Consider the following 12,459-nt stretch of genomic DNA (forward strand, 5'->3'; position numbering starts at 1 on the left):
TTCATAACCTATTATGATGAATACTTTGTAAAGTTTAAACAAATAACTTCTGTTTGTCTATATATACGAATAATATTATTATAAAATTTACAAATATAAAAAACCAAAGGAGTAGCCCTTTGGTTTTTTATATTTTTTTATGCTGTTTAGAAAGCTTTTTCCACTTATCACGCTCTGCCCTTGCAAGAATAGCATCTTGTTTTCTCATAAAATACGCCAATTCTCTTTGTAATTTTTTATAGCTTCTCAAACGATCTATCGTAATAAGTCCGTTATCAACAGCACTATACACCGCGCATCCTGGTTCATTCTCATGTTTACAATCACGGAAACGGCATGTTGTCGCAAGTTCTTCAATATCAGAGAATGTTGTTTGAATCGCTTCGCTTCCTTCCCAAAGTTGCAATTCCCTCATGCCGGGAGTATCAATTACGAGAGCGCCACTTGGCAATTGGAATAACTCTCGATGCGTTGTCGTATGCCTCCCCCTACTATCTTCCTCACGTATATCTCCCGTTTTTGCTACATCAATTCCTATTAACGCATTTAACAAAGTAGACTTTCCTACCCCTGATGATCCAACTAAAGCAATTGTTTTCCCTGAAGAAACAAATTGTTTCAATGAATCAATACCTGTATGCTCTAAACTATCAACAACGAAAATAGGAACACCAATTGCTATAGCTTCCGTTTCTACAATTTTCTGTTCCACATCATTACATATACTACTCTTTGTTAAAACAATAACTGGTATTGCACCACTTTCATAAGCTAATAATAAATAACGTTCCATCCTTCTTACATTAAAATCATGATTAAGTGCATTCACTAAAAATAAATAATCTACATTTGCTGCTATTACTTGTTCTTCCGTTCGAGTACCAGCTTCTTGTCTAGAAAAAGAGCTTCTTCTCGGAAAAATACGATGAATGATAGCTTTCTTTTCATTCTCTATTTTCTTTATATACACCCAATCACCAACAGCTGGATAATCTCCCTTCGTTACTGCTTCATGCCGAAACTTTCCAGACAGTTCTGCCATATATTCACCATCATTACAAATAATTCGATATATATGCTTATGCTCAAGTAAAATACGCCCTACTTCAAAGTTCTCTACAGCTTGTTCCTCAAAAAAAGAATCCCAGCCATACGATTCTAAAATATTTTGATTCAAATTGATATCCTCCCTAGTTTAAGCTAAGTGGAAGGATAGTGCGCTCACTTATATCGTTTCGCCCTTTCCATCCACCTTTGTATTTGGTTTATTATTCATATAAGTTATTTTCGCCATAATACATCACCCCGTTCTTATTTTAATTACTCTCATTATATGGAATTCTCCTATAAAAAGCTACATCATTTAACGTAATTTTCAAATAACTTGTTTTTGAGCATTCTAATTTGTCCTCGGTGACTAATTTCATCTTCTAGCACATGAAACCAAAGATAGTGCTGGTTATATACTACACCGTTAGGCCACTTTCTTTCTGACATGAGCCACTCATTACCTTGTTCACTTAAATACTTCAGAGATTCTTCTCGAACACTTTGTAGAAGTTGTACATAATACTGTATTTCATGACCACAGATCGCTCTACCTGCTTCCCCTAAATACAATGCATCTTCCCATATTTCTAATTCTTCTTTTGTAAAGTCACGATCTTGAAATGAAATAAGCTGATGAACTTTTTCAATAGCTGCTATATGCTTTAATAAGGCGCCAATTGAATTTCCGCTGCTCTGCATAATTAAATCTAATTGCTCAACTGATAAATTTTTTACTTCGCCTAATGTTACAGCTCTCGTATGCTCAAGCATACTTACTAATTCCCCTATTTTTTTTGTATAACCATCTACACTTCTTATTCGATAATCTATATTCATATGACGCACCCCTTTCTGCATTCATATTATTGTAAAAATGATTCATATAATAGACTGAAATCTATCGAAATTTTCTGTTATAATTAAATTGAATACAAAATATACCCAAACAAACTTTCTCAATATGCTTATATGAAATATTAAAAGGAATCAATATAAAATAATCGAATCTTATTCACTAAAAGGAGTGGATTCGATGGAAATGTATCAATGGCTAACCGCTGTTCTCGTTGGTGGCATTACTGGCTTCGTTTCCCATCTAATCAATAACCAAGGTAAGTTATTGCTTCCACGCCGTTTGAAAACTTTTTTTCACTTTGGATTTTTAACTGATGTTTTTACCGGTAGCCTAGCTGCACTTCTTGGACTCGTTTTATTCGATGTCACCGCAATAAAAGAAATTATAAAAGTATCCATTGTAACTGCTATTTCCGGTCAAACTTTCTTACTACATCAAGCTCTTGGTGGCGAACAGGCTAAAAATACACAAATTGGGAAAGCTGATGAGAAGATTCAAGAAATTGACAAATTATTGCGACGTTAGTGTATACTTTCTTTTAAAATTATTGTTATAATGAGAAATAAATATTTTCTATTGCGTCGTTTGTCAGGAGAAAGGGTGTTTCGTATGACAAAAAAGAAAATAGAAGATTTCTTAACAAACTCCGAAAAAGAGGAACTGCTAGAAAACTATAAATGTTTACGAGAAGCCCGCACAAAAAGCGAAGCTAACTATTTTGGTGAAGCAGTAAACCATCTATTAAATAAAGCTAAACAACGAATTATTAAAGATGCAGGCATACATGATGAAAATGCCGCAACTGTTCAATCAAAAAGAAAAGCACTGTTTTAGTTAAAATAGCTAAAACAGTGCTTTTTATTTACAAAGATTTACACCATAAGCATTTTTCACATTACTTTCACATCTATTTCACAATTATAAGTAATCCTATATGTTATACTAAATACATCCTTTTCCAAGGAGCTATATGCCGATATATAAATCCCTATCTATATAGGGATTTTTTATTTCCCCAAAATTTTATCCCGCATTAACAGGCAGTAAAACCCCCCACATCAAAATTCAACGGAAGCAAGAAGTTAGGTGGGGGGCCCCACTGATTAAAGTTTCACTTTATTACAAATCCTTTTCAATAATACAGCTCAACAACGCGTTATTAAAAATGCAGGTATACATGCTGAAAATACAGCAACTATGCAATCAAAAAGAAAAGTACTTTTTAGACTTACCCTAAAAAATTGTTTTTTGATTTGCTAAAACTTTATGATGCAATTCCTTTTTCATTATCTTTACTAATGTTTTCACTTTTTCTAAACAGAAATAAAGCTACAACATATAATAACGCAGTAAAGCTACCTACTAGTATAAAATTGTGAGATGTTGCAAATAACATTCCTGCTATTACCGCACCAATCATTTGACCAATGTACATCGAGGCGTTAGCAAGGGCAGCACCTGTTCCTCTTGCTATAGCAGACATGTTTTGTAAGTGTCCCATCATTAATACAAACAAAATTCCGGTCACAAAAAATAAAACAAAGAAAAAGAATTCAACAAAAATAAGATTCTTTAAATAGGGAAGTATTACATATAACACTGCCGTAAATACAATTCCACCATAGAAAGAAAGATTGTATCCAATTTTATTTACGAGTCTAGGGCCAAAAATATTACCAGCTAAATTTCCTAATCCTACTACGAGCATAGCTGTACCTACTTCATGAACCTGTAAGCCAAATTGAATAGAAAGCCATACACCAAAAAATGAAAATGCAGCAAAATTTCCGGTTTGAAAAACAAAGTATGCAAAATAAGAAAGTGAAACCTTTGAATCTGTAAGTAATTGTTTATAACGCTTTAAAATAACTTTTTTATTTCCACCTATATGAACCGACTGTATTTCTGGTAATACAACATAAATAAGAATGACAAGTAGTGCTGATAATATACCAATAAAGTAGAATGGCATTGTATAATGTATCGTTGCTAAATAAGCTCCCATTGGCAGCCCTAAAATTTGAGAGATTGATAACCCTGCTGTTGCAACCCCAATTGCTTTCACAATTTTCTTTTTCTCTATAAGAAGCGGAATAGATGCCCACACTTGTGGAGATACAAAAGCTGCACTTACACCTGCTAAAAATCTAAATGTTAGCATCCATAAAAAACTCGGTGCAATTCCACACAAAAACGTACTTAACGCAAAAAAACTCATACCTAGTACCATCACTTTTTTTCTGTTTAATCCATCTGATATAGGACCAGCGATAAGCGCAAATCCAGCATACCCTAAAGCATACGAACTCACCATCCATCCTGACATCTCAGTTGAAACATGATACACCTGTTGTAATGTCGGCAAAAGTGGTGAAATCAAAAAAGTATCTGTACCGATCATAAACATTATCGTAAAAAACACAGCTAGTACTCTATTCATTTAGACCTTCTCCTTATATAAAAAGGGGGTACTATCTATCCCTCTTTTTCACTAATCTTCTAAAATAGATTGGATTTCTTTCATAACTTTTTCATTCAATGAAACGTCCACCGCTTTCACACTTTCTCTTATTTGCTCTGCCCGCTTTCCACCAGGTATAACAGTTTCAATTCCTTTTTTATTTAATAACCATGCTAATGCTAAATGAGACACTTCAATACCATTTTCTTTCGCTAGCCCTTTTAACTTTTCTACTTTCTTAAAGTTACTCTTATATGTATTTTCTTCAAATAGATTTACACTTTGGCGCCAATCGACTTCGTTTAATTTGAAATCTTCTGTATATTTACCACCTAATATTCCAAAAGCAAGAGGCCCATACGGAATAAATGAAATACCCGCTTCTATACAATACGGCAAAAGTTCTTCCTCAGCCGTACGTTCTAACATATTGTACGGTGATTGTACAACATCTATATGACCATGTTGGTTCGCTTTTTTTAATTGTTCTATGTTTACGTTCGATATTCCAATTGAACGAATTTTCCCTTCTTCTTTTAAACGAGTAAGCTCTCCGATTGAATCTATGTAACTTGTTTCAGGATTTGTAAAATGTAAATAATATAAATCAATATAATCAGTCTGTAATCTTCTTAAGCTATTTTCCACAGCATTTCTTAAATAACTTGGTTCATTGTTAATATAAATTTCTCCATTTAACAACGGTTGAATTCCACCTTTTGTAGCAAGTATAATCTCATGGCGTTTTCCCTTTAATACCTCTCCTACCAATTCCTCAGATCTACCGACACCATATGAATCTGCTGTATCAAAAAATGTAATCCCTTGCTGAATAGCTTCTTCTACTAATTGCTTTCCTTCTTTTTCATTCACATCAGCATATAAATTATGTCCCCCTACTGCATTTGTACCTAAACCCAGCCTTGAAATATTTAGTCCTGCCTTTTGCAATTTTGTATACTTCATTTTTTCTCCCCCTATATTTCTATTGTTCTAATATATTCGAACAATAGAAATATACCACTTTATATGTTATAGTGCAAATATCTTAACTTATACAAGTAGGTGAAATATGCGTACACTCTATCATCCAAATCGAGAAGAAATTCAATTTTCTTCTGTCTTATATGCACTTAGCGATCAAATTCGTTTACAAATTGTAAATATGTTACTAGAGAAAAATGAACAATCTTGTGGTGCTTTAAACATTCCCATTGCGAAATCAACTTTATCTCACCATTTCAAAGTATTACGTGAGTCAGGTGTTATGTACACGCGCCTTGAAGGAACACAACGTTTCATTTCAATTCGTGAAGAAGATTTAAATGCTAGATTCCCAGGTTTGTTACAAGTTGTATTACATGCGACAGAGCCATATTAAAAAACATCTNNAGATGTTTTTTAATATGGCTATTCTTTTAATAAATCTATTAATCCATTCCCTTCAGATGTACGTTCATATCCTAAAGGTACAGTTCTTTTAATGAGCTGCGCATATATTTCCGGCTCTGATAGCTTTCGACCGTATTCTCTCTCACACTGTTTAATAAGCAAAGCGAGCGCTCCAGCAACATACGGCGTCGCCATAGAGGTTCCACTTAACACAGCATATTTCCCATCTGGATACGTAGATAATATTTCATCACCTGGTGCTACTAAATCAATTTCTTGATTTGAATTACTAAAACATGCAATCTTCCGATCTAAATTAACAGCACCAACTTCAATTACCTCAGAGTAAGCACCTGGGAAATCTAGTTCTTCTGTTTCATCATCGCAATCTCCATTATTTCCAGCAGCACATACAACGAGAACATCCTGCTTTACCGCATTTTGAATTGCTTCATGTAATTCTGGAACATCTTGCGGACCACCAAGTGACATTGAAATAATTCTCACTTCCTCTTGATTCGGCCCTCTCCAATTTACAGCATAATGAATTGCCTCAATAATTTGCTCATAACTTCCAGAACCATCTCCCGCTAAAACTTTTAATACTAACATTTTAGCAAGTGGTGCAACTCCTAGTACACCGACACCATTTTCAGTCGCGGCAATCGTTCCCGCAACATGAGTACCATGTCCGTTATTATCAAGATACACATTTGGATCAGCTTCATAATCTTTTGTGAAATTTCTTCCGCCAATAATACGATCTTTTAAATCTATATGATTAGTGTCACACCCTGTATCTAATACGGCAACGACTACATCTTGCCCCTTCACACTCTTTTCCCATACTTGCGGAGCGTGAATAAGTTGTACACCTGGTGGAATTTCATTTACTTGTTCTACCACCTTATTTACGGTAAACGGAATCAATTGTATACCTTTTTGTTTATTCACTGTACTACTCATCGTAATCCCTCCTGAAAATGTATTATTTTCATTTCAGACCACTTTTGAATACGTGTAAATGTAACATTCGTTTTATTCTTTTTGTTTTCCTTCTTTTCAAATATTTCTCAACATCATTTACTAGCTCTATACTACTTTTTTATTTTCCCTATGAATTGTAGGAAGTACAAGCACGGGTCTCAACTAATAACCAAAATAAGAGGACCAATTAATGGTCCTCTTACAGTCTTTCAAAAGAATGATATGTAATTTGAAAAATAATATAAATTAAGACTAAACCTCACTCTTGTTTAAAAACTTTTCTATTTCTTTTACTAAATATTCCGCTCCCTCTATCCCAACAGTAATATTTCCATTTGCTAATGTAATATTCTGCCCTGAAACATCACCTGTGATTTGGCAAGCATTGTAAGGTTGATATTTTTGTAAAATGATTTTATCTGCTTCTACAAAAATTTCAAGCGGTGATTTGATTTGTATTCCCAATACATCGCGTAATTCTTTAGGAATAACAATTCGTCCTAATTCGTCTACTTTTCGAATAACTCCTGTTGCTTTCATATTTCTCCCCCCTTACTCTCTATTAATTTTTTCACCTCGCTTTTTCCATTTTATCACTTTTTGGCAATACTTGCCTCTTTTTAGAAAATTTTGTACTCAAGTTAAAAAAACACATTTAATGCATACGTAATCTCTCTTTCAATTGTTTTATATAACGGGATCTTATAAGTAAGAAGTATACAACTTGAATACCTATGAAAATACTTAATACAACTGTATTTTCTTTAAACAACGAGTACTCGAACATCTGCCCTAACGCAGTTAAGGCTACTGCCCCATGTAATGTTGCAACACCAATTGGAACGAAGAATAAAAGCGCTAATCGAATTGTAACTACCTTCGATAATTCCCCACTCGTCAATCCAACTTTTCGAATTATTTCGAAAAGTTGGACATCATCCTCCAAATCGGAGAATAAACGGAAGTAAAGGAAACTTCCTGCGCAAACGAAAAATACTATACCAATAAAGAAACCTACAAATAAAATTGGTCCTGCAATTTGTAAACTTTGGTTTTGTTCGTACTCTTCCGCACTAAACGTTGAATGTTCTTGATACGGTTTAATTTGATGCGTAAGCTCTTTACCGATTTCAATCTCATCTTTCGTTCTTTCAGTTTTATACATATAATCTTTTGTTTCTATAAATCCATCTCGTAATGAATCATATTGATTATTAGAGATTACATAAACATTTCCTCTTAATATTTTCCCCAATGAAGACGAAGTAACTTTTTTCACTTTTAAATGTTCATTCATATTAGGCAAAGTAATTTCTTTTCTTTCTTTCATGGTTGGTCCTGGTATTTCTGCTGACAAAAATAGAACCTCTTTATTTGATACACTATTAAATGGTTCTCCTGTTACATTCGCATATTCCTTATAATCTGATTCTTTTATAAAAATGGCACTTCTTAAAGACTGTTCCTCCGTGTTTTTCGTAGAAACATTTATTTTTGAAGCTACTATTTTATGTTTCTTTAGTCCTTTGTCAATCATTTGTATATGCTGTAATTCGTTACTATTTCCTTGCTTAGAGTGATAATGAAATGCAATTGGTCTCTCCATTATCCCTTTCGTCATGGATGCGAAGCCAACTAATGTACCTATTGCTGAAAATGCTACAGTAGAAATAATGGTTACAATAAAGAACATTCTTGCGTTATCTCTCATGCGGTACGCTAAATCTGATAACGTAATAATATTAGTCTGTGTCCAATAGAAACGTTTACTTTTTTTGCATAATCGAATAATAAAGACGCTCAGCTGCTTGTACAATAAATACGTACCAATAATGACTACCGTTGTAACAGGAATCATCATAATAAATACCATTGCGCCATGTGATAGAAGAGCCCCTACATAACCAGCACTAAGCAATACTACTGCTAATATTGAAGAAATTATTGATGCTTTCGGTTCCGGTTTCGCCTCTGCTGATCCTCTAAACAACTTCATAATCTTATTTTTACGGATCATTCCTGCACTAAACAATGATATGATCATAAATAATATAAAAAACATAATACTCGTTACAACAATTGCTTTCATCGGTATGTAATAGGATAAAGAGATATCTAGTTTCAATATCATCGGAGCGGCAAATATTAATATCCCTGAAAATAACATACCTGAAAGAATACCAAAAATAATTGCCCCTATTCCAATCATAATATTTTCAAAAAAGATAAGACGCTTTAATTGATATTTCGTCATACCTAACATCATTAAAATTCCTAGTTCACGCTTTCGCGTTTTTAAAAACATTCCCATCGAATATAAAATAAAGAAGAATGTAAATACGTAAATAATAGACTGTGCAAAAGACATACTTACGAATACGTACTGCCCTAATGCTCCAGCACTTAATGCCGGATGAAACGCAAAAAATGAATACACAAAAAAGGCCATAATAGCAAATGCACTACTCAAAAAATATGCTGAGTATGTCCGTCTATTTCGCGTTACATTCCGATATGCTAGTTCTCTAATGTTCATATTACTTCTCCGCCCTTCTACTATCTATGTTTTTATATTAGTAAAGTGCGGAAATACCTTCCATCGATTCAAATGACAAAAACCTTACATTTTTGAAAGGTTTAAAAAAATTGCTTATACGTAGTACTTTATTTATAATGACTACATTCATATTCATACACACATCCTATTGTATATTCGTTAGTTTTGCGAAATAATAAAGGATAGAAGTATGTACCAATATAATACATAAGATTTTTTACCGCTTTAATATGAATAGGAGGAAAACATAATGACATTACAAGAACAGATTATGCAAGCATTACATGTTCAGCCTGTAATTGATCCAAAAGTTGAAATTCGTAAACGAGTTGATTTCTTAAAAGATTATGTGAAAAAAACAGGTGCGAAAGGATTGGTACTTGGAATTAGCGGGGGCCAAGACTCTACATTAGCAGGACGCTTAGCACAGCTTGCAGTTGAAGAACTTCGTAACGAAGGTGGTAACGCAACGTTTTTCGCTGTACGTCTTCCTTATAAAATACAAAAAGATGAAGATGACGCACAATTAGCATTACAATTTATTCAAGCTGATCAATCTGCTGCATTTGATATTGCTTCAACCGTTGATGCTTTTTCAAATCAATATGAAAACTTATTGGGTGAATCATTAACAGATTTCAATAAAGGTAACGTGAAAGCACGTATCCGCATGGTTACTCAATATGCAATCGGTGGACAAAAAGGACTACTAGTTATCGGAACTGATCACGCTGCAGAAGCTGTAACAGGGTTCTTTACAAAATTCGGAGATGGTGGTGCAGACTTATTACCATTAACGGGATTAACGAAGCGCCAAGGACGCGCTCTATTACAAGAGTTAGGTGCAGACGAGCGACTTTACTTAAAAATGCCGACAGCTGATTTATTAGATGAAAAACCAGGTCAAGCTGATGAAACAGAGTTAGGTATTACTTATGATCAATTAGATGATTATTTAGAAGGTAAAGCAGTGCCAGCTGACGTTGCAAAAAAAATTGAAAAACGTTACACAGTGAGTGAGCATAAAAGACAAGTACCAGCATCCATGTTTGATGATTGGTGGAAATAAATAAAACATAAAAAAGAAGCTNNAGCTTCTTTTTTATGTTTTAACGATATACCCCTACTCTTTTCTCCAATAAATCTTGCAGGCAATCTTCATGTTGTTTACAAAATAACGGCGGCATGTCGTCTAACGGGAAAAATTGCAAATCTAACGTTTCATCACCGTCTACTTTGTTCTCCCCTCCGGTAATTGAGCATGAAAAGACTATCACAATTGACTGGGCTCTGTCTCCATTTGGATATGTTTGAAAATATTTTGTATACACCCCAATAAGTTCATTTATTTCTACATCATATCCTGTTTCTTCCTTTATTTCTCGAATCGCAGTTTCTGCGGCAGATTCTCCGATTTCCATTGCACCGCCAGGAAATCCCCAAGCGTTAAAATCACCTCTTTTTTGCAGTAATACTTCTCCATGTTCATTCAACACACAACCACCCGCAAAATTTAAAAAAACACAGTCGTGCCCCACTTTTTCACGTAATTCTTTTATATAATTGGCCATTCTCTTTCCCCTTTTCATACTTCTTCTATCGCTATTTCTTATCTTTTTCAAGCAATTCAATAATTCGATCTAGCTTCTGGTTCATATTAATTACATGGTGTTTCTTTGCAGCGCTGCTTTGTAATACTCTTCTAATAAACAAAGTAAATGATATGAAAAACAAAACGATAAGTCCGATTACTAAACAAGTATATATCAATGTAAATATATTACTTTCGAACAAGTTCATTTAGCATTCACATCCTCTCTTTTTAATTCTAACATATAATTCAAAATCTTCCAAAATGATTAATGAATATAAAAAGAGCACCTATTACAGATGCTCTTCTTCATTAATTAGTACGTAAATGTGATTGTCGCTAATGAATAACCGGCCATCGCACTATATGGTGCTACTTGATAAGAGACACGCTTTGCACCTTTTGGCCAATTTATTTCATTTAATACTTTCTTTATATCTTGCATTGTTCCATCCATGGACTGCTTATATCGTACTTCTACTTTTTCTGGTTTAGCTGCGAATTGTTGCTGTAACTTTTTCTTAAATTCATTATAATTTTCTGTTCCGTATTGTGCAGATAAGTATTGTAAATTTGTTTCTTTTAACATTTGTTCATATGCAACAGTTTTTGAACTACCAGCTTTTATTTTGTTTGTTAATTCGTTAAAGTAGCTTGTAGTTGCTGCTGGATATTTACTACGATCCCAGTCGTGGTCTTTACTTAATTGCTCGTCAGACATATTAAAATATGAATATGTTACACGACCAGCTTTATCTGGTACTGGATCATCAAACGTCGTATCCAGATGGTACCATTTGTTTTCAATGTTCACTAAATTCCATGCGTGAGCTTGTCCATTTCCTGTACCTGTTACAATATGATTTTGAATACCTGCTTCTTTTAACAATTCATATGTTAATAGTGTATATCCTTGGCAAACGGCAGAACGATTTGCTAACGCTTCATATGCTGTATATGCTTGATAAGACGTATCATAAGATACGTGTTTTACAACGTAATCATGAATGGCTTTTACTTTCTCATGCTCATCCATCCCTGGTTGTATAATTGTTCCAATAATTGTTTTCGCCTGAGCTTTTACATATTGTGTTTGTTCTTTTGATTCACGATATTTCACTTGTAGTGTAAACGTATAGTTCCCTGGTAGCCCTTTAATAGAATATCTAGTAGACGCTACATTATATTTTACATACTCATCTGCATCTACAATTTTATTAAACTCGCCATACAATTGATCCATAATATTTCTAGCATTTCTATCTTTTGTTTTATATGTGATTGTAATATTTTCTTCTCGATTATCAATCTGTTTTTTTAATTCTTTCCTGAAATCATTTAACAACTTTTCATCTGATTGTGTTGTCGCTACAGTTGGATTCGTAGCTGCATAAGATACAGATGACGCATTTAAGCCCCCCATTACAATAGTTGAACAAAGTGCGGCAGCTGTCACATACTTACTTGTCTTTCCCATCTCGTCACTCCTTATATTCTATAACTATACGAAAAAGTATCGTATAGTTTCAGAGTATACAATACTTTTTCGTATAGGTCATATGAGA

14 protein-coding genes are annotated in these 12,459 nt (G+C 33.8%); 4 read left to right on the forward strand and 10 right to left on the reverse strand.

The features are described from left to right. Positions 1-127: 127 nt before the first annotated feature. Both rsgA and COK05_RS08040 read right to left on the reverse strand, forming a co-directional pair. Positions 128-1,177, reverse strand: coding sequence for a ribosome small subunit-dependent GTPase A (rsgA, locus tag COK05_RS08035; protein ID WP_098612168.1), 1,050 nt, complete (start codon positions 1,175-1,177; stop codon positions 128-130). A gap of 182 nt (positions 1,178-1,359) precedes the next feature. Further along, on the reverse strand, positions 1,360-1,887 hold the full coding sequence (locus COK05_RS08040) for a DinB family protein (protein WP_001018102.1): 528 nt from the start codon (positions 1,885-1,887) through the stop codon (positions 1,360-1,362). A 196-nt stretch (positions 1,888-2,083) separates the two neighbouring features. Between COK05_RS08040 and COK05_RS08045 the strand changes: the two genes are divergently transcribed. Continuing rightward, positions 2,084-2,431 carry a DUF4257 domain-containing protein gene (locus COK05_RS08045; protein WP_000426321.1) on the forward strand — a complete coding sequence of 116 codons (348 nt, stop codon included), beginning with the start codon at positions 2,084-2,086 and terminating at the stop codon, positions 2,429-2,431. A gap of 84 nt (positions 2,432-2,515) precedes the next feature. Then, positions 2,516-2,740 carry a hypothetical protein gene (locus COK05_RS08050; protein ID WP_000162602.1) on the forward strand — a complete coding sequence of 75 codons (225 nt, stop codon included), beginning with the start codon at positions 2,516-2,518 and terminating at the stop codon, positions 2,738-2,740. Between the two features lie 430 nt (positions 2,741-3,170). Here the strand turns inward: COK05_RS08050 and COK05_RS08055 are convergent, their stop codons facing one another. Both COK05_RS08055 and COK05_RS08060 read right to left on the reverse strand, forming a co-directional pair. Next, positions 3,171-4,346 carry an MFS transporter gene (locus tag COK05_RS08055; protein ID WP_098612169.1) on the reverse strand — a complete coding sequence of 392 codons (1,176 nt, stop codon included), beginning with the start codon at positions 4,344-4,346 and terminating at the stop codon, positions 3,171-3,173. 51 nt (positions 4,347-4,397) lie between these two features. Continuing rightward, on the reverse strand, positions 4,398-5,333 hold the full coding sequence (locus COK05_RS08060) for an aldo/keto reductase (protein ID WP_098612170.1): 936 nt from the start codon (positions 5,331-5,333) through the stop codon (positions 4,398-4,400). Positions 5,334-5,439: 106 nt separating this feature from the next. On the opposite strand from COK05_RS08060, the gene COK05_RS08065 reads away from it, so the two are divergent. Continuing rightward, the gene (locus COK05_RS08065) at positions 5,440-5,748 is read left to right on the forward strand and encodes an ArsR/SmtB family transcription factor (RefSeq protein WP_001259903.1); all 309 of its coding nucleotides are present in this window, start codon (positions 5,440-5,442) and stop codon (positions 5,746-5,748) included. A gap of 29 nt (positions 5,749-5,777) precedes the next feature. Here COK05_RS08065 and COK05_RS08070 read toward each other — a convergent pair whose 3' ends face one another. The 3 genes from COK05_RS08070 to COK05_RS08080 all read right to left on the reverse strand — a co-directional run bounded on the left by COK05_RS08070 (position 5,778) and on the right by COK05_RS08080 (position 9,282). Then, on the reverse strand, positions 5,778-6,725 hold the full coding sequence (locus COK05_RS08070) for a serine protease (RefSeq protein WP_098612171.1): 948 nt from the start codon (positions 6,723-6,725) through the stop codon (positions 5,778-5,780). 273 nt (positions 6,726-6,998) lie between these two features. Further along, a complete protein-coding gene (locus COK05_RS08075) occupies positions 6,999-7,286 on the reverse strand; it encodes an AbrB/MazE/SpoVT family DNA-binding domain-containing protein (protein ID WP_000648325.1) in 288 nt (95 codons plus the stop codon). 115 nt (positions 7,287-7,401) lie between these two features. Then, complete coding sequence (locus COK05_RS08080; protein ID WP_098612172.1) at positions 7,402-9,282, reverse strand: FtsX-like permease family protein; 1,881 nt, start codon at positions 9,280-9,282, stop codon at positions 7,402-7,404. Positions 9,283-9,553: 271 nt separating this feature from the next. Here COK05_RS08080 and nadE point away from each other — a divergent pair, with 271 nt between their 5' ends. Further along, the gene (gene nadE, locus COK05_RS08085) at positions 9,554-10,372 is read left to right on the forward strand and encodes an ammonia-dependent NAD(+) synthetase (protein ID WP_098612173.1); all 819 of its coding nucleotides are present in this window, start codon (positions 9,554-9,556) and stop codon (positions 10,370-10,372) included. A 40-nt stretch (positions 10,373-10,412) separates the two neighbouring features. On the opposite strand, the gene COK05_RS08090 is transcribed toward nadE, so the two are convergent. The 3 genes from COK05_RS08090 to COK05_RS08100 form a co-directional block, all read right to left on the reverse strand. Beyond that, positions 10,413-10,874 carry an NUDIX hydrolase gene (locus tag COK05_RS08090; RefSeq protein WP_098612174.1) on the reverse strand — a complete coding sequence of 154 codons (462 nt, stop codon included), beginning with the start codon at positions 10,872-10,874 and terminating at the stop codon, positions 10,413-10,415. 31 nt (positions 10,875-10,905) lie between these two features. After that, positions 10,906-11,103: a DUF4083 domain-containing protein gene (locus COK05_RS08095; RefSeq protein WP_001048102.1), complete on the reverse strand. Its 198-nt coding sequence runs from the start codon at positions 11,101-11,103 to the stop codon at positions 10,906-10,908. 107 nt (positions 11,104-11,210) lie between these two features. Further along, positions 11,211-12,371, reverse strand: coding sequence for a transglutaminase domain-containing protein (locus tag COK05_RS08100; RefSeq protein ID WP_098612175.1), 1,161 nt, complete (start codon positions 12,369-12,371; stop codon positions 11,211-11,213). Between the last annotated feature and the right edge of the window lie 88 nt (positions 12,372-12,459).

Origin of the sequence: Bacillus cereus (assembly GCF_002567495.1) — a bacterium.
GTDB lineage: Bacteria > Bacillota > Bacilli > Bacillales > Bacillaceae_G > Bacillus_A > Bacillus_A cereus_AQ.

Excerpts from the sequence above, each read along its gene's own strand:
- COK05_RS08050 (WP_000162602.1), top strand. The coding sequence starts at position 2,516 with ATGACAAAAAAGAAAATAGAAGATTTCTTAACAAACTCCGAAAAAGAG.
- COK05_RS08045 (WP_000426321.1), top strand. The coding sequence starts at position 2,084 with ATGGAAATGTATCAATGGCTAACCGCTGTTCTCGTTGGTGGCATTACT.
- COK05_RS08100 (WP_098612175.1), bottom strand. The coding sequence starts at position 12,371 with ATGGGAAAGACAAGTAAGTATGTGACAGCTGCCGCACTTTGTTCAACT.
- COK05_RS08075 (WP_000648325.1), bottom strand. The coding sequence starts at position 7,286 with ATGAAAGCAACAGGAGTTATTCGAAAAGTAGACGAATTAGGACGAATT.
- COK05_RS08055 (WP_098612169.1), bottom strand. The coding sequence starts at position 4,346 with ATGAATAGAGTACTAGCTGTGTTTTTTACGATAATGTTTATGATCGGT.
- COK05_RS08095 (WP_001048102.1), bottom strand. The coding sequence starts at position 11,103 with ATGAACTTGTTCGAAAGTAATATATTTACATTGATATATACTTGTTTA.
- COK05_RS08040 (WP_001018102.1), bottom strand. The coding sequence starts at position 1,887 with ATGAATATAGATTATCGAATAAGAAGTGTAGATGGTTATACAAAAAAA.
- COK05_RS08090 (WP_098612174.1), bottom strand. The coding sequence starts at position 10,874 with ATGGCCAATTATATAAAAGAATTACGTGAAAAAGTGGGGCACGACTGT.
- COK05_RS08065 (WP_001259903.1), top strand. The coding sequence starts at position 5,440 with ATGCGTACACTCTATCATCCAAATCGAGAAGAAATTCAATTTTCTTCT.
- COK05_RS08060 (WP_098612170.1), bottom strand. The coding sequence starts at position 5,333 with ATGAAGTATACAAAATTGCAAAAGGCAGGACTAAATATTTCAAGGCTG.
- COK05_RS08070 (WP_098612171.1), bottom strand. The coding sequence starts at position 6,725 with ATGAGTAGTACAGTGAATAAACAAAAAGGTATACAATTGATTCCGTTT.
- nadE (WP_098612173.1), top strand. The coding sequence starts at position 9,554 with ATGACATTACAAGAACAGATTATGCAAGCATTACATGTTCAGCCTGTA.
- COK05_RS08080 (WP_098612172.1), bottom strand. The coding sequence starts at position 9,282 with ATGAACATTAGAGAACTAGCATATCGGAATGTAACGCGAAATAGACGG.